Origin of the sequence: Niallia oryzisoli, from assembly GCF_043641075.1 — a bacterium.
Lineage (GTDB): Bacteria > Bacillota > Bacilli > Bacillales > Cytobacillaceae > Bacillus_BD > Bacillus_BD oryzisoli_A.
The window spans coordinates 1,271,405-1,289,417 of sequence record NZ_JBHZRC010000001.1; the positions used below are offsets into that span (position 1 = coordinate 1,271,405).

Below are 18,013 nucleotides of genomic sequence, written 5' to 3' on the forward strand. Positions count from 1 at the left end.
CATAAATCCTTCATACACTGTGCTTTTTGTAAAGCTACAATACATTATGTAAAACAATAAAAATAATAAATAAATTTTCCCTTTAAAGCAATCATTCTGATTCGGTGATTGGTGCCTGACCTCTGACAATATTGCGCCAAGATAGATCATTTCTCTCCAAACCTCTGACTAATACCTCTCCTGTACCCATATTTGTTGCAAGCGGTACAGCATACACATCGCACAGCCGAATTAATGCCGTTACGTCCGGCTCATGAGGCTGCGCTGTTAACGGGTCACGAAAGAAAAAGACCATATCCATTTTGTTGTTTGCAATCATAGCGCCAATTTCCTGGTCTCCGCCAAATGGTCCAGACTGAAAGCGATGGACTGAAAGTCCAGTTGCATCCATTATTTTTTGGCCCGTTGTACCGGTTGCAAATAATGTGTGCTCTTGTAAAATATATTGATAGGCTGTTGTAAAACGAATCATATCATCCTTTTTCTTATCATGGGCGATTAATGCGATATTCATTATGTTTTTCCTCGCTTTACTCAATAATATTTTCTAATCCATACACAAGTGTAGAAAGATTCATTACCGTATCAACTGCTAACTTCACTCCTGACATAAACGAAACCCTGTCATAGGAATCATGCCGGATTGTCAAGGTTTGTCCATCTGCTCCAAACATCACCTGTTGATGCGCGATTAAACCAGGTAAACGGACAGAGTGAATATGCATACCTGAAAAATCAGCCCCTCTTGCACCTTGTAGTGTTTCTTTTTCATCAGGATGCCCTTGTGATTTTTCCTCTCTAACCTGAGCAATCATCTCAGCTGTTTTAACTGCTGTTCCTGAAGGTGCGTCCAGCTTCTTATCATGATGTAATTCGATAATCTCCACATCCTGAAAGTATCTCCCTGCAAGCTGTGAGAATTTCATCATTAACACAGCACCTAATGCAAAGTTTGGTGCAATAATACAGCCTGTTTCTTTATCTCTGCAAAGCTCCTCTAGTTCTGCTAGATTTTCTTTTGTAAAACCGGTTGTACCAACTACTGGACGAACACCAAACTCCAATGCAGTCTTCGTATGATGCATACCTATTTCTGGCGTAGTTAAATCAATGAGAACATCTGCCTTAACTTCAGATAAACATTCGGTTATGTCTGCAAATACCGGCACCGGCAATGCAGAAACACCTTCTACCTCATTTAAAAGCTTGCCCCCGTGCTTATGATCAACGGCTGCGATTAATTCAAAATGCTCTGTTCTTTCAACAAGTTTAACTGCTTCAGATCCCATTCTGCCACGCGGTCCTGCAATGATAATTTTTATTTTTTCCATTCCATTCTCCTCTTTCTTATTTATCGATTTTTGTCCAGCGATCTTTGTCCCGAGTATTAAATTTATTCATCACCCGATTATGAGCTTCTTCAAGATCTATATGTAAGGAATTTGCAAAACAAATCAGGACAAATAACAAATCACCAAGTTCTTCTTCAACTGTATTTTCTTTTTCAGAAACTTTTTTCGGTTTTTCACCATAATAATGATTAATCTCTCTTGCTAATTCGCCTAACTCCTCTGTCATCCTAGCTGTCATGGCCAACGGACTGAAATAGCCTTCTTTAAATTGACTAATATAGACATCTACTTCCTTTTGAAGGTCTTTCATGGTTTTATGATTAGACAAAAATATCACCTCTGTACTGGTTGGGTTACATTTCACTCTTCTTTCATGTTAGCTAAACTGAGTCATTTTGACAAATGTTTTTCTTTTTTTCAAAACTTTCATGTATTTGTTCCCTTATTACTTTTCCTATATAATTATAATCGCTTTGAGGTCTAATTTGGAAGCGGAGGAAAAAATATGGCTTTTAGCATAAAATTAAAAAGTATTCTCTTTATTCTCTTAGGGGCTTGTATATATTCTTTTGGCATTGTTCATTTCAATATGCAAAACAATTTAGCAGAAGGCGGTTTTACCGGTATAACACTTCTTCTCTATTTTCTATTTAAATGGGATCCTTCCTATGTGAATTTACTATTAAATATCCCTTTATTTTTTGTCGGCTGGAAAATTCTCGGCCGAAATTCTTTATTCTATACCATTATTGGAACAGTAGCCGTTTCTGTATTTCTCTGGATTTTTCAAAGATATCAGATTAATATGCCGCTGAAGGATGATATGACCTTAGCTGCCTTGTTCGCAGGGGTTTCGATTGGTGTAGGTCTAGGGATTATCTTTCGTTTTGGCGGCACTACAGGCGGTGTTGATATTATTGCACGTCTCGTACATAAATATATCGGCTGGAGCATGGGCAAAACAATGTTTATCTTTGATGCTGTTGTCATCACCTTATCCTTACTCTTTTATTTAGATTATCACGAAGCAATGTATACCCTTGTATTAGTCTTTATCTCCGCAAGAGTGATTGATTTTATGCAAGAGGGAGCTTACTCAGCAAGAGGAGCTATGATTATCTCTGAGCATAATGATGCCATAGCAGATAAAATTCTACAGGAAATGGGCAGAGGGGTTACGGTTTTAAAGGGATATGGTTCCTATACAAAACAGGATCGGGAAGTATTATACTGTGTTGTTGCGAAAAATGAAATCGTCCGCTTAAAAAGTGTCATTATGGAGGTTGACCCACATGCATTCGTTTCTGTAAGCATTGTTCACGATGTAATCGGGGAAGGCTTCACATTAGATGAAAATAAAAAGCCCATCATGCACTAAAAAATATAAGAGGCAGCTTGTCCAGACAAAAAAAGGATTTAGACCGAAGTCTAAATCCTTTTTTAATCGTCATTTTGCATACCCGTATAAATTAGTATTAAACGAACTAATTCCAACACGGCAATTGCTGCGGCAGCTACGTATGTCAGTGCAGCTGCACTTAATACTTTTCTTGTTTCTCGTTCTTCGTCATTGCGGATAACACCGAGAGCGACACATTGATCCATTGCACGGCTCGAAGCATTAAATTCAACCGGAAGAGTGACAAGCTGGAATAAAACTGCAGCAGCCATGAAAACAATACCAAGTAAAACAAAGTTACTCATGCCAAGCAGCATCCCGATAATAATTAATATCCAAGAAAAATTAGAACCAATGTTGGCAACTGGTACTAAACTATGTCGTAAGCGTAAAAAACTATATGCTTCCTTATCCTGAATCGCATGGCCGACTTCGTGCGCCGCGACTGCAGCAGCAGCTATCGAATGTCCATGAAAGTTTTCTGATGACAGTCGAACCGTCTTTGATCTAGGATCATAGTGATCTGATAGAGTGCCTCGGACCTCTTCAATATTTACATTGTAAAGTCCATTTTCATCGAGAATTCTCCTTGCTACTTCAGCACCTCTCATATGGGAGGACGAAGCTACATTTGAGTATTTGGAATACGTTTTTTTCACTCGAAACTGCGCCCAGATTGGAATGATAATAATGATCGCAAAATAGATTAAAAACAATTTTTGATTTCCTCCATTCAACATGATACCTGTTATCTATTATTGTAAGAGTTCTTATGATTCCATGTCAAACAATTAGCTGTTACAAAAAAAGAATGGGGTGTTTCCTTGCCAAACTTTACTTATCTGGAGCGATTTTTTCTTCTTTCTTTTTCCCCTATATATTTTCTCCATCCAACGTAGGATAATGTAACGATTATGATACTCCCCGTTGAAATGATTACCCACCACAACGATGGATCTGTCTCGTCCGCAGCCCAATCATCAAAAATACTTTGTAGGTCTGTCTCAAGTATGAGCAGTTCCTTCATCGAATTCTGCTGCGAAAAGACATCCTGTCTATAATGATCAATAAATTTGATTCTTGTATCAAGCTTTTGAAACCTCTCTGATGATATGTCTAGCTTCATACTTGGATTAATAATTTCATATAATGATAAAAAGGAATTGAGACTTTTGTTGAAAGCTTCTTGATCACCATTAAAAGCAGCTTCCTTTACATCATCAAAAACTGCTAACATCGGATCTTCCATTTTCGTCCAAAGAGGGTGCTTCGTCGAGGAAATGGCATCAATTACCAAACGGAATTTGGTTACTCGATTAATTCTTTCATCTGGATTCATCGAAACATTTGTTGTCGCTTCAATCGCCTCATTATGAGCAATGGTGACAATTCGCAATTCATCCATTGTAAAGGTGTTTTCCTTTACTGTTACAGATGAAAATTTATCAGAAAAAGCTTCTAATATCTTTTTAGCATCCTCATATCTTTGAGATTTTGTTAATTGAAGTGCCTCATTCGATAAAGCATTAAGCTGATCGATTGGCGCCGTATCGTCATTAGCTGAAACATTTGTAGATAATAAAAGAAAACATAATAAAATTATAATCCATAGCTTGGATCCCATGCGTGTCCCCCCTCATTACTAACAATGTATGAGAAATGGGACAAGGTTAGACCTATCTCAATTTAGATCTTTAATTCATAACGACTTTTTCTCACTCCTGTCAGATATGCAGCAAACAGAGAAAAGATACTTAGCCAAAAAGTAAAATATCCTATTTCGGGTATGTATTGATCAAGCAAACTATAACGAGGAAGCATAAAGAAGACATAATCGATAACATCATTATGCAAAGTCCAAATTCCGGTTACAACTAAATGCCAAATTTTTATGCGATAAAAAGGTGCATATAAAAGTCCTTGAATGGCCATACCAGCATGTGAAAGGATAAGCATCCAAGCCGTAATAGAAAGCTCTCCCCCAACAAAAAAAACAAGAAAATTCATTACAACAGCCCAAACACCATACTTTAACAGGGTGACAACAGCCAGCGCTTCAAATAATGGCCAGTTTGTCTTCATTAGGAAGGCAATAAGTACAAAAACAAAAAATAGACTAGCTGTTGGACTGTCTGGAACAAATATCAGAAATTTGGCTGGTGTATCTGCTAATTGCCATCCATACCAAATATATCCGTACACTGTCCCAAGAATATTAATCACCAGTAAAATCCATAAAAACTGACGACTCCCTAAGATTGGATACATCCATTTCATAATCTTTCCCTCTCTTTCCAAACATTTCACCTCTCTATCTTAACATAGGCAATTGGGGTTCAATAATAATTAAAATAATGAAAAAGCCGACGAATATTTCGCCGGCTTTTTCATTATTTATTATTTACTTTTCACACTTGAAATAAACTCTGCTAACTTTGTTAATTCTTCATCAGTACCCTTGAACATACCTGGAGGCATTTTTCCACTTGGAGAACCGTTCTTAGCAATATCTGCAACTTCATCAGGAGATAAGCCTGTATCAATTAAAGCAGGAGCCGCTGCCCCACCTTCAAGTTGATTTCCGTGACAGCTTACACAACCATTTGCTTCAAAGATTTGATAGCCTTCAGATGAAGTATCAATATCAGCCTCAGCAACAATTTTTCCTTGCTCTGCTGCTGCCTCCCAGTCATGAGTAGCAACAGATTCCCAAGTTAAATACGTTATACCTGCAAGAGCTAATAGCATAAAGCCCGTTGCTAACGGACGTTTTGCTGGACGTCTTTCAGGGCCGCGGTCAATAAACGGCGCTAATAGTAAGGCACCAAATGCTAAGCCTGGTATTACAAGTGCACCGATTAAGTTATAAGGACCAGATGCATAGCTGTATTTTAATAATTGATATAAGAATAAGAAGTACCAGTCTGGCATAGGTATATAACCAGTATCACTAGGATCTGCAATCTTTTCTAATGGAGACGGATGCGCAACTGTTAAACATAAGAAGCCAATAAGAAAAACCGCACCTACCATCCATTCTTTTAATAAAAAGTTTGGCCAGAAAGCTTCTGTTTTACCAGGATATTCCGAATAATCTTTTGGAATATTCGGTTTTCTGTGTTCCTTCGCAGGCACACGCGAATCGCCTACGAACTTCATTCCTTTTCCACGATGCATGAATAGTCTCCCTCCTTTTAAGTAATAATAAAAACAAAATTATAATTACAATGGACCTGAAATACCTTGTTTACGAATCATCATAAAGTGAGCTGCCATTAAGGCGAACAACGCTGCAGGCAGGAAGAATACGTGAATCGCAAAGAAACGGGAAATCGTTTGTGCACCAACAATATCAGAACTTCCTGCTAATAAAATCTTCAGATATTCCCCTATAAATGGTACTGATTCAACGATTTGAATGGTAACCTTTGTCGCAAATAGCGCTTTCATATCCCAAGGCAGTAAATATCCAGTAAGACCAAGACCAAGCATAACAAAGAAAATTAACACACCAACAATCCAGTTTAATTCACGAGGCTTTTTGTATGCACCTTGGAAGAAAACACGCAACGTATGTAAAAACATCATGACAATAACTAAGCTTGCTCCCCAGTGATGCATTCCTCTGACAATTTGTCCAAAAGCAACTTCATTTTGTAAGTAATAAACAGATTCCCATGCGTTTTTAATATCTGGAACATAATACATGGTTAAAAACATACCAGATAAAATTTGAATGACAGTAATAAAAAATGTTAATCCCCCAAAACAATAGACAAATGCCGAGAAATGATGTGCCGGGTTTACGTGCTCCGGAACTTCATGGTCAGCAATATCCCGCCACAAAGGCGTAATGTCTAAACGTTCATCTACCCAATCATAAATTTTGTTTAACACTGATTACGCCCCCTTTCGCGGTTCAGCTTTACCTAAATACAGGAAGCCGTCTTTTTCTTTAAGTGGAAAGACATCCAATGGTGCAGTTGGCGGTGTACCTGGAACGTTTGTACCATCTTTCGTATATCGCCCACCATGGCAAGGACAATAAAACTGATCCGGATTAGCCTTGTCCGTATTCCAGTCAACCGTACAGCCTAAATGTTTACATACTGGAGAAAGGGCAATAATCTCGCCTTTATCGTCTTTATAAATCCATGCTGAATTTGTTACCTCTGACTCATACCAAGCATCCTTCTGCGTGAAAGAGAAGTCAACCCGTGTAGGAACATTAGTAATCTCACTAACCTTCTGTGGCGTTGCAATAAAATCACTTGTACCTGTATGCTTTAATACAGGATCAACAGCAAAACGGACCATTGGCATTAGCATTCCTGCAGCCATGAATCCACCCACACCTGTTAATGTATAATTTAGGAATTGACGTCTAGACACATGATTTTTGCTCATATTTCTCCCCCCCCTTTAAAACAATTTTAAATTAACACAATTTTCATACTAGGACATACCAATAATATATCAATATTTCAGTAAGGTCAATATAATCAGAAAATATAAAATTGATTTTTATCACTATTATTCTTGTTTTTCCCATTTTTGTACAAATAATGTAATGAGCTGTTGCAGTTGGTCTTTCAAAATAGTATTGCGGTATTGCTGGTCCATTTGCCCGAGCGGAATCGTTGGCAGCCAAATCAGAGAGCCGGTCATTTTTGCTTCCTCAAGCTTCCAATCACTATCAGAGGTTAAATAGACAATATGTTTAAAGCCCTTATCCAAAAATTCCTTTTCCCATTTTAAAAGGTCTGTTAGTACCTCTTCTTTGTTAATTGATTTTAAATAGTTAAATCCTGGAAGCATAATTAATCTTCCACGAAACTGCCTTTCTAACTGAATTGACAGCAGATTGATAAACTCTGTCATCTCAGCCGTTTTCTTAATTCGTTCATCAAGTGCAATTGGAAATAATGGTAACACGATTGTATCTACATACTCCTTTGCCTTCAAATACATATCAATATCTTCGCTTGTCCATTTCATCTTTCCCACTCCATTTCTTCCCATTTCCTTTTATTCTAACATGTTGAAAATAAAAGTCTAGAAGACCACCAGGTCAACCAATTTTATGCTTGATAATATTTTTGGACAAAAATAAAAGACCTGTTTGATACAGGTCTTGGATTGCTATGCATTAAATTTTTTTAACTGTTCAGTTAACTGCTTAAAAGCAGCTTCATCATTATTATCTAAAGCCTCATCAATCTGTTGGAATAGCTTTTCTTTCTGAAATCTTCTAATACTAGAGGTAAGAAAGTCTTCTGCCATCGACCGTTCTTTTTCACTTAGTTGCAGATTCTTCGGCATATAGGGATTTTCTTCAAGGACAGCTGCAAATTGCGGAGCCTGAAAGGAAGCGTGAAAATTGAGTTGAATAAAAATATCTTCCTCTCGATTTAAACGTATGTCATGAAATGATTTTTCCGCATCTGTTGTCATTACATTTTCCTTATAGAAACGAAATGGGACATCATCTACACAATGAGTTGACATGACAATTCCCCGCGGGCAAAATTGAGCTTGTTCAACGAAGTGTACCTTTTCCATGAGCTGGTCATGACTCATTAAATAGTTCAGGATCCAGACACATTCACGTCTCTTTAATTGATAATGATTGAGAAACCAACGAATAAATTCCTTTTTCTCATTGACAGATACAGGGGCGTTCATGTGTGATTCCCTCCTCTGCTTTCAGCAAATTTTATTCTAATTATCCAACGTCATCTGTTAGTCTTTGCAATACATCTTGATATTCTTCATTGCTTGGATCAATACTCACTAACTTATTAAAAATTTCGACAGCCCGCTCTCTTTTTCCTTCTTCAATTAGAAAATATCCATAATCCACTAAGAAGTCTTGTGTGTCTTTATAAAAATTATATGCGTTTTCATAGCAGTTTAATGCCTGTGAATAATTTTCCAGGTTTTGATGGGCTACAGCAGCATCCCAAAAGAATTTTGTCTCTACTTCATCTCCCTCTTCCATTATACGAACGATTTCAAGTACATCCTCCCAACGTTCTTGATGTAGTAAAAGTTTATTTAATGTTAAGGCCGCTTCAGTCAACTCTGGATCAAGTGCCAGTGCGTCTCTGAACATTTTTTCAGCTTCTTCCTCTTTTCCTGTCTTTAATGCCAATTTGCCGGCATAAAAATATAAATCCTTATTAAACTCATCAAATTGAATTCCTTCTTTTAATATTTGATAGCCTTTTTCCGAATCCTCTTCTCTTTCATAAGCTCGGGCTAAATTAATATAGAGAGAATAATATTCAGGGTCAAGTTCTTTTAACTCAAGAAATTTTTCTATCGCTTTGCCGTTAAAACCTGCTTGTAAGGCTGTAAACCCATAGTTGAAGAGTGTATTAATCTCTAATTTATTATCTAAAGCTTTTTCATAATAGGGAAGTGCGTCCTCGAATGCCCCTCCAGCACTAATTGCGTCAGCCATTCGTTGGTTAACATCTACACCGCCTATTTCTGTCTTTGTTTTTAGGACGCGTTCATAACAATTTATCGCCTGGACAAATTTACCTTCCTCTGCATATAGCTCTCCAAGAGCAAAATCAATAATAACTTCATCTGGCAGCAGTTTCTTCGCTTTAAGCAGCTTTTGCTCACTAACCTCATAAAGACCTTGCATTTGATATAGGTCGGCCAATAACACTAGCGATTCTGGGTAACTAGAATCAAGCTCATTTATTTTCTCCAGCTCTAGAATCGCTTCTTCTTCCTTTCCAAGTTCGATTAGTGTTTCTGCCAGTAACACAAGAATCTCACCTTCTTCTGGATAGATTTCAAGCAGACGGCAGAATAAACTTTTTGCTTCTTCAAGAAACCCGTATTGAAAAAGTTCTTCACCTAAGAGAAATCTCTCTTCGTTTGTTCCAGCTTGTAATATTTTTTTATAGCCTCTTAAAGCTTCTTCATGATAACCATTCTCTAATTGTGTAATGATTTTATTTACTGATTCCATAATTTAGACCCTTTCCAATAAAAAGCGTTACGATCGCTTGATTGTAAAATACTATTATGTTTTCATTAATGTTTAAATTTTGTATTATTCTCTGTTTACATTGTCTCATAAACGAAAGAGTTAATACACATTTTCAAGTGTGGCTTTATTGATGATATCCTATTTTGTTTAATAATAAGGCTTGTCCGGGTAAGTTGTCCATTTTTTAACATCCTTACATTTCTAATTATATACGCCATATGCTCACCTCTATAACTGTCATAAGTCAAAATATGAGGCTGATCAAGGAAATATTCATAAAAAACAAACGCATGATGAAAAAGTTTCTAATTACTATAGAAACAAAAATAAAAAACTGCAGGATCTGCAGTTTTTTATACTTTCATTTACATTAATTTTTCTAAATCAGCAAAAAATTGCGGGTACGAAACAGAGATAGCTTCTTTGTGTTCTAAGCTTACTTCTTCTTTACAAATTAACGCAGCTACTGCTAACATCATGCCGATGCGATGATCCCCATGGCTTGATACAACGCCGCCTGTAAACTTATCCTTATCATCTCCATGAATAACCATTCCGTCATCGGTTGCTGTGATGGATGCACCCAGCTTCGACAGTTCATTTACTACTGTATCAATCCGATTTGTTTCTTTCACTTTTAATTCATGAGCATCACGTATAATGGTCTCGCCTTCTGCTTGTGTTGCAAGTAATGCAATAATTGGAAGCTCATCAATCAAACGTGGAATCAATTCTCCACCGATTGTCGTTCCTTTTAGATGAGAGGTCTTTATTGTAATATCCCCTATTGGCTCAAACTGCTCTTCAGCTGTCTCCTCAATTGTAATATCTGCGCCCATTGCCTTCATTACATCAATGATCCCCGTTCTCGTTGGGTTTAATCCGACATTCTTTAACGTAATACAGCTGTTAGGGACAATCGCACCAGCTACAAGAAAAAAGGCTGCCGAGGAAATATCTCCAGGAACTTGTATTTCCGTTCCTTTTAATGGTTGTCCGCCTCGAACCGATACAGACAAACCTTTTTCATCCACTGTACCGCCAAACTGTCTTATCATTCGTTCAGTATGGTCTCTTGATTTTTCAGGTTCAACAACGGTTGTTATACCCTCTGCCTGAAGACCGGCAAGTAAAATAGATGACTTAACTTGCGCACTGGCTACGGGTGCATGATATTCAATACCTGAAATTCCGCCCCCACGAATAGATAATGGCGTATACTCGCCATGTTGTCTTCCATCTATTTTTGCCCCCATTTGACCGAGAGGCTTTGTCACTCTTGTCATCGGTCTTTTGCCGATTGATTCATCACCAATCAATGTGGCATGAAAATTGCGCCCGGCTAAAATCCCCATCATAAGTCTGATCGTTGTGCCAGAATTGCCAACATTTAACACCTCACTAGGCTCCTTTAGCCCAGCCCAGCCTTTACCATGGATAACCATTTGATCATTTTTTTCTTCAATTTCTACTCCAAGTTGCCTGAAGCATGAAACTGTACTTAAACAATCTTCACCCATTAAAAAACCTGTAACAGTTGTCACACCTTCTGCCACAGCACCAAACATAACGGAACGATGGGAAATAGATTTATCACCGGGAACAATAATGTCCCCCTGTAATGAAGTAATATTTGTTTGTAATGTATGTTTACCCATCTTTTCCCCCTCTTTGTCTCAATCAATATTTAAGGACCTATTGAAGTTTCAAAGCTTGTATAATGCTCAATACATGCCTTCGCTCGAAGACGATCCTGCTCTGTTTGAAAGCTTATGACAAGAACTCCAATAATGTCTTCCCGAGTTTCTCTAATTTGAATATTCGTAATACTGATTTCTTCTTTAGCCAGGTAGCCGGTAATTTCCGATACAACCCCCGGATAATCTGGCACATCCACGAATAAATCATAAAAAGCAGGGATTGCCCCCATTTGTTTTTGAGGCAATTCATCTCTGAATTTCTTAGCCTTTTCAAAATATTGGAAGATTTTTTCGCCATCCTGCTCTTCAAGCATCGCGGCAACCTCTTTCATTTCCTGCTGCCAATCTGACAGCAGCTGAAGCAAAATCTCTTTATTATGGAGGAGAATATCTCTCCACATTGTCGGACTGCTAGAAGCAATCCTTGTGATATCGCGAAAGCCTCCCGCCGCCAATCTAGTCACCAAATTTTGGTCGTGACTTGTCTTTTCAGCCTGATGGACTAATGAAGCTGCAATAATATGCGGGAAATGACTAATAACACCTGTTAAATAATCATGTTCCTCCGGCGATGTCACAATAAATTTTGCTTTCGTTCCTTTCAGCCAATCTTTCAACAGATTGACCTTTTCCTCTGCAATATGTTTCTCAGGGGTTAAGAGATAAAAAGCATTTTCAAACAGCAGCCCTCTAGCAGCGGATACACCACTTTTATGGGATCCAGCCATTGGGTGGCCTCCGATAAAGGTAATACCTTTTTCAGTTAATTTTTCAGCACGCTTAACAATCTCAGCTTTTGTACTTCCTGCATCACTGACAAGTACCGTTTCCTTCAACGGCATGTCTGCAAGAAGATCCAAAATTCTCTCAGTCACTTGTACAGGTGTCGTTATTAAAATTAAATCAGCATCCTTTGCCCCTTCTTCAATGCTGTCTGCGATACAGTCGACAACACCCAGCATTTTTGCCAATTTCCCCTGTTCTTCATTGATGTCAAATCCTGTAAGATAACAGTCATGATGCTGCCCCTTGATACACAATGCGAGAGAACCGCCAATAAGGCCCAAGCCAATCACAAATACACGGCCTTTCAAATCGGATCATCCCCTTATCTATCGCATTGTTTATTTATCTATTTGACCGATTATATTCAGATTAATTCGTTTTAACACGAACCTCTTGTAAATATTGCTTCATAGCCTCAATCACACCGTTGTTCTCTTCTTCAGATCCTACCGTTACTCTAACAGATGTAGCATATCCTAATGCATTACCGGAACGGACGATATAGCCCTTCTCAAGCAAGTATTGGAATACTTCATCCCCGTTCGTACCAAAATCAATTAATATGAAGTTAGCCTGTGATGGAAAATATTGCAGCTTATGCTCTTCGCAGAATAGCTCAAACTGTGCCATTCCTTCGCGGTTTTTTCGTCTGCAATCATTAACATAATCCTGGTCTGAAAGCGCCGCTACTGCAGCAATTTGACCTAATGTATTAACATTGAAAGGCTCTCTCGCTGGTTCTAAAACACGAATGATATCTTGATGTGCTACGCCATATCCGACACGTAAACTAGCAATACCATATATTTTAGAAAATGTTCTTAATACGATTAAATTATTGTATTCCTTCACAAATTCTACTGCATTATAAAAATCATCTGCTACAACATAATCATGGTATGCATCATCAATGACAACCAACGTTTCTTTAGGTAACTTGTCAAGGAATGATGTGATTTTTTCTTTTGAAATATGAACACCAGTCGGATTGTTCGGACTGCATACCCAAACTACAGCCGTGTTATCATCAATGGCCTGCAGCATGGCATCAAGATCATGTTCACCGTCTATTAACGGAATTTCCCTAATTTCTGCTCCATCTATGATGGCATTGTGCTTATATTGTGAAAAGGATGGGCTTGCCATAACCGTATTTTTACCTGGAGTCAGAAAAGCACGAGATACAATTTGAATTAAATTATCTGCACCATTTCCGAAAATGAGCTGCTCTTCGTCTACTTTCAAAAACTCAGCTACTGCAGTACGTAAGTTCGTTGCATACCCATCAGGATAAATCGCAAACGATGAAAGAGCTGTTTGTAAAGCAGCAACAACTTTTTCAGAGGTCCCGAATGGATTCTCATTTGATGCCAGTTTCACAACCTTTTCAAGACCATACTCTTTTTTGACTGATTCAATGGGTCTGCCTGGTTTGTAAGGAGCTAATGATAACAACTGTTCTTTCCATTTCATAACAATATACACCTCGTTCAAAGATTATTACTTATTATTATTGGCTAAATCTGGTCTTAAAACGACCGCATTTTCTAAATAGATATGGTTAATTTCCTGCTGACTTTTGACCGTATTTACATGTATCATAACACGGATACATTTCTCTAAAGCATTCGATACTGTGATCTCCTTCATGCACATAACCGGTACATAGCTCCATCCATCTAATGAACGTAGCACTTTAGCAGGAAATGCTTCTGTAATATCATCTGTAACAGAGATAAATACAGATGCAACATCCTCGGGCGCAATCTCATTTTCAACAATCATACTATGTAGTAAACGATCTGTTGCCTGCATAATTTCTTTTTCCGTATTTACTTGGACTGTAATTGCGCCTCTTACACCGCGGATCACTGATTCTCCCCCTTGGATTAAAAATGATTCAATTCAAAAAGTATTTCATTTTCTGATAATTCATAAATGGCAGGTGAACCTATATCATTCAGCAGCACCATTCTAATTTGTTGTCCTACTGATTTCTTATCGCCCTTCATCCGTTCAATTAATCTCTCATATGATAAACCTTCAGGTACATTTGTTTGATATCCAAGCTTTTGTACCCATTCATATAAGCTGTTTATGTCGAATTCAAGACCCGCATATTTTTTACTTAACTGGAGTGCAAACAGCATTCCAATTAGTACGCCTTCACCATGAGTCATTTTTCCATAACCCATTTCAGCTTCAATTGCATGACCAAGCGTATGGCCAAAATTCAAATAGGCGCGTACCCCGGTCTCCTTTTCATCCTCTGCTACAATTGCACTTTTTATCTCAATGCCCCTAGCTAAAAAACGGACCATTTTATCCTCACTAATGTCTTCTAACGAGGAAATCTCATCCTTAAGCCAATGATAAAAGGCTAAATCCTGAATAAGACCATGTTTAATGACTTCAGCAAATCCTGAACGCTTCTCATGCAAAGGCAGGCTCGTCAAGAAGCTGATATCATAAATAACTGCTTCCGGTTGATAAAATGCCCCAATCATATTCTTCCCTTCAGGGTGATTGATGGCTACTTTTCCACCAACGGCACTGTCATGAGCCAAAATCGTGGTTGGGATTTGAATAAACCGAATCCCTCTCATAAAAGTAGCTGCAACGAAGCCGGATAAATCACCAACAGCACCTCCGCCTAAGGCAAGAATAACCGAATGTCGATCTAATTTCTTCTGCAATGCAAATGTTAAACAGTCATAATAGATTTCAAAGGTCTTCGCCTTCTCACCGCTCGGTACCCTCATTACTTCAACCTGAAAATCATCAAGCGATTTGAGAATGGTTGAAAGGTAGAGATCCCCTACTGTCTCGTCCGTAATGATGAGAATTTTTGTAACAACTGCCTGCTTTTCTTTAATAAAAATAGGCAGCTGCTCGATTACACCATTACCAATGTAGACAGGATACGATTTCAAAGGCGTCTTTACAACATGTTCAATCATTAGAATTCCCTCGCATGTTGACGATGTTCTTCAATATTTTGTTTTAATGCATCAAAACGATCGCTATAGAATTGATCAATTATTGCTTGAGCAAGTTCCCAAGCCACTACATTTTCTGCCACTACTGAGGCTGCTGGAACTGCACAGCTGTCAGAACGCTCTACACTTGCAGAAAATGGTTCTTTAGTATCAATATCAACACTTTGTAATGGTTTATAAAGTGTTGGGATCGGCTTCATAACACCTCTAATGACCAGCGGCATTCCTGTTGACATCCCGCCCTCAAGACCGCCGAGACGGTTTGTTTTCCGAGTATAGCCTGCTTCTTCATCCCATACAATTTCATCATGTACTTCACTGCCTGGTTTGTGTGCTGCTTCAAATCCAATACCAAATTCAACACCTTTAAATGCATTGATGCTGCATATGGCTGCTGCAAGCTTTGCATCCAGCTTACGATCATAGTGAACATAGCTTCCAACACCCGCAGGCATTCCTTCTACTATAACCTCAACAATACCGCCAATTGAATCGCCGTTTGTTTTTGCTGTATCAATGGCTTGCATCATTTCCTTTTCGGCTTCAGGATCAAGACAGCGAACAGGTGAATTTTCAGTAATTTCTCTCAAATCTTGAATGGACTCATATGTTGATACGGTTGATTTTACACCGCCAATTTCCACAACATGTGAGGCAACTTCAATGCCAAGCAATGAAAGCAATTTTTTCGCCACTGCACCCGCAGCCACTCTTACGGTTGTTTCTCTTGCAGAGGAACGTTCCAATACATTTCTCATATCACGATGACCGTATTTTATAGCACCATTTAAATCAGCATGTCCCGGACGAGGACGCGTGACCTTTCTTTTTACTTCCTCTGCGTTTTCATCCATCGGCTCAGCACCCATAATTTTGGTCCAGTGCTTCCAATCATTGTTTTCCACAACAAGTGCTACCGGTGATCCAAGTGTTAAACCATGTCTAACTCCGCTAGTAATCCTTGCTGTATCTGTTTCAATTTGCATTCTTCGTCCACGGCCATGACCTTTTTGTCTTCTAGCAAGTTGAACATTTATATCTTCTTGCAATAGAGGCATTCCCGCAGGTAAACCTTCAATAATTGTCGTTAATTGGGGTCCATGTGATTCCCCGGCTGTTAAATATCTCATTTCCTCTTTCTCCCTTCAACTCGTTAAAGGATTATGTATCAATATAACATACCAACAAAAATTAGAATAGTAAGTTTTTAAAAATTGATAGGATAAATTGCCCTTTAACTTATTTCATAAATTAACTTGATGCTATTCTATTATTTTTTTTAAAGGCTCTTTTTATAAAAAAAAGTATCCTCTACTTCAAATCCATATTTACCTGCATTAAAGATTTGTTCCGTACTGCCCACAAAAAGGATGCCCTCTGGGTTTAAGCTTTTGGCAAACTTCTGATAAAGAAGCTCTTTTGCTTCCTCAGTGAAATATATCAATACATTTCGACAGACAATTAGATCATAGGGTCCGCCAAAGGAATCTGATAGTAAATTATGTTTTTTAAACGTTACTGCCTGTTTAACCTCATCAGACACTTTATAGAAGCTGCCCTCTTTAGTGAAAAATTTTCTTTTCATTTCTTCCGGAGCTTCCTGAAGTGAACGCTCAGGATAGACTCCCAGCTTTGCTCTTGCCAGTATATTTTCATCAATATCCGTTGCTAAAATCCTAATATCGGAAAGTGGTAAAAATTTCGCCATCATCATGGCCATAGTATAAGGCTCTTCTCCAGATGAACACGCTGCACTCCATAATTTGGGTCTTTTCGTCCTTTGTATGATTTTGGGCAAAATATCCTTTTCAAGTATTCCCCATCTCTTGTAATTCCGGTAAAATTCTGAAACATTGATCGTGATACGATCAAGAAATTCATTCAATAGCTCGTGATTACGATTAATAGCTGAAAAATATTCCTCAAAAGAGTTGTACCCCTTTTTTTCATACAAAGAAGTTAATCTTCGTTTCATTTGCGCTTCTTTATAGAGAGCAAGATCTATTCCTGTTTTTGTTTTTACTTGATAAATAAATTGTTCGTAATCACCAGACATATGCATACTCCTCTTCTAGGATAACCTTAGTATAGCGGAAAATGCTGAAATTGGAGACTATTTTGTTTAAATTGTCTAAAAAAAGTTATTCAAATATTAAAATGAGGGGATATAAGAGATTGGACGCGTTTACAAAAAAAACACCTGCGTATGCAAGTGTTTTTAGTTAATCCATTCATTCATTAATTTTTTATATTCTACTACTTCATTTTCGTTAAAGAAAATTCCAATTTCACGAACTGCGCTTTCTGGTGAATCAGAGCCGTGAATCACATTTTTACCAACCGTTACACCAAAATCTCCACGAATTGTTCCTGGTGCAGCATCCTTTGGATTTGTTGAACCCATCATTTGACGTGCTGTTGCAATTACGTTTTCGCCTTCCCACACCATTGCAAATACAGGACCAGAAGTGATGAAGTCAACTAACTCTCCAAAGAATGGGCGCTCTTTATGTTCACCATAATGCTCCTCAGCTAATTCTGTAGAGATACTCATTAACTTACCGCCAACAAGCTGAAACCCCTTTTTTTCAAAACGAGAAACGATCTCTCCAATTAAATTACGTTGTACTCCATCAGGCTTTACCATTAAAAATGTTCTTTCCATGAACTCATCCCCTATTACATTATGTATAGTAGATATCCTTTCGAGAAAAGTTCTCAAATAAGACAACCCATGGAAATAATATCATTTTTTTGAAATATTC

At 38.0% G+C, this 18,013-nt stretch carries 21 protein-coding genes; 1 reads left to right on the top strand and 20 read right to left on the bottom strand.

What is annotated here, in order from left to right:
* Positions 1–91 precede the first annotated feature (91 nt).
* The 3 genes from mgsA to ACHUFV_RS06450 are packed head-to-tail and all read right to left on the bottom strand — an operon-like array spanning position 92 to position 1,662.
* Positions 92–514: a methylglyoxal synthase gene (gene mgsA, locus ACHUFV_RS06440; protein WP_394232764.1), complete on the bottom strand. Its 423-nt coding sequence runs from the start codon at positions 512–514 to the stop codon at positions 92–94.
* 16 nt (positions 515–530) lie between these two features.
* Positions 531–1,331 (bottom strand): 4-hydroxy-tetrahydrodipicolinate reductase, encoded by an 801-nt coding sequence (dapB, locus tag ACHUFV_RS06445; protein WP_394232765.1) that lies wholly within the window; start codon positions 1,329–1,331, stop codon positions 531–533.
* A gap of 16 nt (positions 1,332–1,347) precedes the next feature.
* Positions 1,348–1,662 (bottom strand): nucleotide pyrophosphohydrolase, encoded by a 315-nt coding sequence (locus tag ACHUFV_RS06450; protein ID WP_394233407.1) that lies wholly within the window; start codon positions 1,660–1,662, stop codon positions 1,348–1,350.
* Between the two features lie 195 nt (positions 1,663–1,857).
* Between ACHUFV_RS06450 and ACHUFV_RS06455 the strand changes: the two genes are divergently transcribed.
* Positions 1,858–2,730, top strand: a complete 873-nt coding sequence (locus ACHUFV_RS06455) for a YitT family protein (protein ID WP_394232766.1) — start codon at positions 1,858–1,860, stop codon at positions 2,728–2,730.
* 62 nt (positions 2,731–2,792) lie between these two features.
* Here ACHUFV_RS06455 and ACHUFV_RS06460 read toward each other — a convergent pair whose 3' ends face one another.
* The 17 genes from ACHUFV_RS06460 to ndk all read right to left on the bottom strand — a co-directional run bounded on the left by ACHUFV_RS06460 (position 2,793) and on the right by ndk (position 17,913).
* A complete protein-coding gene (locus ACHUFV_RS06460; protein WP_394232767.1) occupies positions 2,793–3,491 on the bottom strand; it encodes a zinc metallopeptidase in 699 nt (232 codons plus the stop codon).
* Positions 3,492–3,589: 98 nt separating this feature from the next.
* On the bottom strand, positions 3,590–4,375 hold the full coding sequence (ypjB, locus tag ACHUFV_RS06465) for a sporulation protein YpjB (RefSeq protein ID WP_394232768.1): 786 nt from the start codon (positions 4,373–4,375) through the stop codon (positions 3,590–3,592).
* A gap of 62 nt (positions 4,376–4,437) precedes the next feature.
* Positions 4,438–5,028: a lipoprotein heptaprenylglyceryl N-acetyltransferase LhaT gene (gene lhaT / locus ACHUFV_RS06470; protein WP_394232769.1), complete on the bottom strand. Its 591-nt coding sequence runs from the start codon at positions 5,026–5,028 to the stop codon at positions 4,438–4,440.
* 120 nt (positions 5,029–5,148) lie between these two features.
* Positions 5,149–5,928, bottom strand: coding sequence for a menaquinol-cytochrome c reductase cytochrome b/c subunit (locus ACHUFV_RS06475; RefSeq protein WP_394232770.1), 780 nt, complete (start codon positions 5,926–5,928; stop codon positions 5,149–5,151).
* A gap of 45 nt (positions 5,929–5,973) precedes the next feature.
* Positions 5,974–6,648 carry a menaquinol-cytochrome c reductase cytochrome b subunit gene (qcrB, locus tag ACHUFV_RS06480; protein WP_394232771.1) on the bottom strand — a complete coding sequence of 225 codons (675 nt, stop codon included), beginning with the start codon at positions 6,646–6,648 and terminating at the stop codon, positions 5,974–5,976.
* A 3-nt stretch (positions 6,649–6,651) separates the two neighbouring features.
* Positions 6,652–7,158 (bottom strand): ubiquinol-cytochrome c reductase iron-sulfur subunit, encoded by a 507-nt coding sequence (locus ACHUFV_RS06485; RefSeq protein WP_394232772.1) that lies wholly within the window; start codon positions 7,156–7,158, stop codon positions 6,652–6,654.
* Positions 7,159–7,284: 126 nt separating this feature from the next.
* Entirely contained in the window at positions 7,285–7,749 is a 465-nt protein-coding gene (locus tag ACHUFV_RS06490) for a YpiF family protein (protein WP_394232773.1), read from the bottom strand.
* Positions 7,750–7,893: 144 nt separating this feature from the next.
* Complete coding sequence (locus ACHUFV_RS06495; protein WP_394232774.1) at positions 7,894–8,436, bottom strand: ReoY family proteolytic degradation factor; 543 nt, start codon at positions 8,434–8,436, stop codon at positions 7,894–7,896.
* Positions 8,437–8,476: 40 nt separating this feature from the next.
* A complete protein-coding gene (locus ACHUFV_RS06500) occupies positions 8,477–9,742 on the bottom strand; it encodes a tetratricopeptide repeat protein (RefSeq protein ID WP_394232775.1) in 1,266 nt (421 codons plus the stop codon).
* Positions 9,743–10,128: 386 nt separating this feature from the next.
* Complete coding sequence (aroA, locus tag ACHUFV_RS06505; RefSeq protein ID WP_394232776.1) at positions 10,129–11,421, bottom strand: 3-phosphoshikimate 1-carboxyvinyltransferase; 1,293 nt, start codon at positions 11,419–11,421, stop codon at positions 10,129–10,131.
* A 29-nt stretch (positions 11,422–11,450) separates the two neighbouring features.
* On the bottom strand, positions 11,451–12,557 hold the full coding sequence (locus ACHUFV_RS06510) for a prephenate dehydrogenase (RefSeq protein WP_394232777.1): 1,107 nt from the start codon (positions 12,555–12,557) through the stop codon (positions 11,451–11,453).
* Between the two features lie 61 nt (positions 12,558–12,618).
* Complete coding sequence (gene hisC / locus ACHUFV_RS06515; protein ID WP_394232778.1) at positions 12,619–13,722, bottom strand: histidinol-phosphate transaminase; 1,104 nt, start codon at positions 13,720–13,722, stop codon at positions 12,619–12,621.
* A 27-nt stretch (positions 13,723–13,749) separates the two neighbouring features.
* Positions 13,750–14,121 (bottom strand): chorismate mutase, encoded by a 372-nt coding sequence (gene aroH / locus ACHUFV_RS06520; protein WP_394232779.1) that lies wholly within the window; start codon positions 14,119–14,121, stop codon positions 13,750–13,752.
* 17 nt (positions 14,122–14,138) lie between these two features.
* The gene (gene aroB / locus ACHUFV_RS06525) at positions 14,139–15,209 is read right to left on the bottom strand and encodes a 3-dehydroquinate synthase (RefSeq protein ID WP_394232780.1); all 1,071 of its coding nucleotides are present in this window, start codon (positions 15,207–15,209) and stop codon (positions 14,139–14,141) included.
* A complete protein-coding gene (gene aroC / locus ACHUFV_RS06530; RefSeq protein WP_394232781.1) occupies positions 15,209–16,378 on the bottom strand; it encodes a chorismate synthase in 1,170 nt (389 codons plus the stop codon). The genes aroB and aroC overlap by 1 nt, the downstream gene beginning before the upstream one ends.
* Before the next feature lie 149 nt (positions 16,379–16,527).
* Positions 16,528–17,304: a CheR family methyltransferase gene (locus ACHUFV_RS06535; RefSeq protein WP_394232782.1), complete on the bottom strand. Its 777-nt coding sequence runs from the start codon at positions 17,302–17,304 to the stop codon at positions 16,528–16,530.
* A gap of 162 nt (positions 17,305–17,466) precedes the next feature.
* Positions 17,467–17,913, bottom strand: coding sequence for a nucleoside-diphosphate kinase (gene ndk / locus ACHUFV_RS06540; RefSeq protein WP_394232783.1), 447 nt, complete (start codon positions 17,911–17,913; stop codon positions 17,467–17,469).
* Positions 17,914–18,013 lie beyond the last annotated feature (100 nt).

Bases quoted from the DNA above. Each gene is read 5' to 3' on its own strand.
- mgsA (WP_394232764.1), bottom strand. From the start codon at position 514: ATGAATATCGCATTAATCGCCCATGATAAGAAAAAGGATGATATGATT.
- dapB (WP_394232765.1), bottom strand. From the start codon at position 1,331: ATGGAAAAAATAAAAATTATCATTGCAGGACCGCGTGGCAGAATGGGA.
- ACHUFV_RS06450 (WP_394233407.1), bottom strand. From the start codon at position 1,662: ATGAAAGACCTTCAAAAGGAAGTAGATGTCTATATTAGTCAATTTAAA.
- ACHUFV_RS06455 (WP_394232766.1), top strand. From the start codon at position 1,858: ATGGCTTTTAGCATAAAATTAAAAAGTATTCTCTTTATTCTCTTAGGG.
- ACHUFV_RS06460 (WP_394232767.1), bottom strand. From the start codon at position 3,491: ATGTTGAATGGAGGAAATCAAAAATTGTTTTTAATCTATTTTGCGATC.
- ypjB (WP_394232768.1), bottom strand. From the start codon at position 4,375: ATGGGATCCAAGCTATGGATTATAATTTTATTATGTTTTCTTTTATTA.
- lhaT (WP_394232769.1), bottom strand. From the start codon at position 5,028: ATGAAATGGATGTATCCAATCTTAGGGAGTCGTCAGTTTTTATGGATT.
- ACHUFV_RS06475 (WP_394232770.1), bottom strand. From the start codon at position 5,928: ATGCATCGTGGAAAAGGAATGAAGTTCGTAGGCGATTCGCGTGTGCCT.
- ACHUFV_RS06485 (WP_394232772.1), bottom strand. From the start codon at position 7,158: ATGAGCAAAAATCATGTGTCTAGACGTCAATTCCTAAATTATACATTA.
- ACHUFV_RS06490 (WP_394232773.1), bottom strand. From the start codon at position 7,749: ATGAAATGGACAAGCGAAGATATTGATATGTATTTGAAGGCAAAGGAG.
- ACHUFV_RS06495 (WP_394232774.1), bottom strand. From the start codon at position 8,436: ATGAACGCCCCTGTATCTGTCAATGAGAAAAAGGAATTTATTCGTTGG.
- ACHUFV_RS06500 (WP_394232775.1), bottom strand. From the start codon at position 9,742: ATGGAATCAGTAAATAAAATCATTACACAATTAGAGAATGGTTATCAT.
- aroA (WP_394232776.1), bottom strand. From the start codon at position 11,421: ATGGGTAAACATACATTACAAACAAATATTACTTCATTACAGGGGGAC.
- hisC (WP_394232778.1), bottom strand. From the start codon at position 13,722: ATGAAATGGAAAGAACAGTTGTTATCATTAGCTCCTTACAAACCAGGC.
- aroB (WP_394232780.1), bottom strand. From the start codon at position 15,209: ATGATTGAACATGTTGTAAAGACGCCTTTGAAATCGTATCCTGTCTAC.
- aroC (WP_394232781.1), bottom strand. From the start codon at position 16,378: ATGAGATATTTAACAGCCGGGGAATCACATGGACCCCAATTAACGACA.
- ACHUFV_RS06535 (WP_394232782.1), bottom strand. From the start codon at position 17,304: ATGTCTGGTGATTACGAACAATTTATTTATCAAGTAAAAACAAAAACA.
- ndk (WP_394232783.1), bottom strand. From the start codon at position 17,913: ATGGAAAGAACATTTTTAATGGTAAAGCCTGATGGAGTACAACGTAAT.